Origin of the sequence: Acidovorax sp. JG5 (assembly GCF_017939685.1) — a bacterium.
Lineage (GTDB): Bacteria > Pseudomonadota > Gammaproteobacteria > Burkholderiales > Burkholderiaceae_C > Acidovorax.
This window is the reverse complement of record NZ_JAGKSE010000055.1, coordinates 1-1490: the sequence shown is the minus strand read 5'-3', so window position 1 is coordinate 1490 and position 1490 is coordinate 1. Positions and strand designations below refer to the sequence as shown.

Genomic DNA, 1490 nt, shown 5'->3' with positions numbered 1-1490 from the left:
GCCGACCCGCCTTCGGCGGGCGGCTTACTTTCGTTCGTTAGTCTGTTCAAAACCTGCATTATTTAGGCCCATGGTTCATTCACCGGCGTTTACCTTCTCAAGCGTTTATTCGTTGGGTTTTTGCCGTGTGCCGGGCTTCGCCTTTGGGCGCTGCACCAGTTTCAAGTGTTTTTGGCCTCTAGCCCTTGTGCAGCAAGCGCCACCAGCTATCATTTTGCAAGCATTGCGCCGCCTTGGTGGCGCAATGCTTTTTCACGGTTTGCGCCCGTCGTTAATTCAGAAATTTCTGTTTTTGCTTCTGGGTCTAACTTTGCAGTCAAGCCGACCTGCCTTCGGCAGGCGGCTTACTTTCGTTCGTTAGCACCCATGTCAGTACGACTTCAATCACCTCAATCTTGGCGCTTATGGCTTGTCGCGCTCTTGTGCATGTATTGCTGCTATCTTCTTTATGCACAAGCCCTTGTGATTCGTATGTATATAATGCCAAATGTCATTGCGAATGAAACGTTTCTTGTTGAACATCTATTCCGAATGGTTGGCACATTCATCCTAGCCTGCGCATCATTCCTCGGTTGTTTACGAAAACGGCGGGCTATTTTGGCAGCTGTCTTTGGAGCAATGGTTTATCTTGCACCTTGGATTTATAACTACGCAAGCGTTGTGACCGTGCAATCCCAGAGCCATCTCAAGTGGCACATGCTAAAGAGTTACCCCATGCTCTCATGGCAATGGTTCGTTTTTCCCTGCGTGGCTGTACTGCTCATTCATATCGCCACAAGTGGAAATATTTCTGACCAAAAAAGGTAAATGATGAACGCTAACAGAAAAGCCAACACGGACACCTTCTCTGTTTTGGTGCCTGGGTCTAACCCGGCGCTCAAGCCGACCCGCCTACGGCGGGCGGCTTACCTTGGCCGTTAGCCCTTTTCACAAAATTGGATGCCCAATGCACGTATCGAACATTTCACGCAACCTCTTTTTTCTAGCGGCGTTGTCTTCTTGTCTTGCTGCCAGCGCTCAAAACCTGACCCCAGCACAGATCAAGCAGATTGAGGATATCGCGAGAAATATCGCCGCGCAGAGCAATGCAAATAAACAGGCAATGCTGGATGACATGACGGTATCGTTTAACGCGGTCGCAGTTGGTAGGAATGTCCGCTTTGAAAATGTTATACGTGTAAAAAAGGGCTTGCCGCCCAACAAAATCAAAGAATGGCTGGACGCAACACGAGCCGAAATCACTCCAAAGTCTTGCGCTCAGAATGCGAACAACCCGGCCTTCGACAGGGGCCTGTCCTACACATTCGCATACAGCAACACTTACGGTGAAAAATTGGGCGATGTTTTTGTAGATAAGGCCACTTGCAAGAATCTCGGGTTGTGAGTTGCTTTGGCTATCAAGCTAACCCGTCATTCAACGGGACGCCTTACGGCGCCCGTTAATTCGAACGTTAGTCCCATCACCCGCTCTATGCGCGCAGCCACTTATT

3 protein-coding genes are annotated in these 1490 nt (G+C 49.5%); all 3 read left to right on the top strand.

Translation table 11 applies throughout. The features are described from left to right. The first annotated feature begins 165 nt into the window (after positions 1–165). Genes J8G26_RS19055 through J8G26_RS19050 form a run of 3 tightly spaced genes read left to right on the top strand, consistent with a single transcriptional unit; the run spans position 166 to position 1384 of the window. Positions 166–807: a DUF1010 domain-containing protein gene (locus J8G26_RS19055; RefSeq protein WP_349238344.1), complete on the top strand. Its 642-nt coding sequence runs from the start codon at positions 166–168 to the stop codon at positions 805–807. Next, positions 808–921, top strand: a complete 114-nt coding sequence (locus J8G26_RS19665) for a DUF1010 domain-containing protein (RefSeq protein WP_349238343.1) — start codon at positions 808–810, stop codon at positions 919–921. 25 nt (positions 922–946) lie between these two features. After that, entirely contained in the window at positions 947–1384 is a 438-nt protein-coding gene (locus J8G26_RS19050) for a hypothetical protein (protein WP_210570830.1), read from the top strand. Positions 1385–1490: the final 106 nt, after the last annotated feature.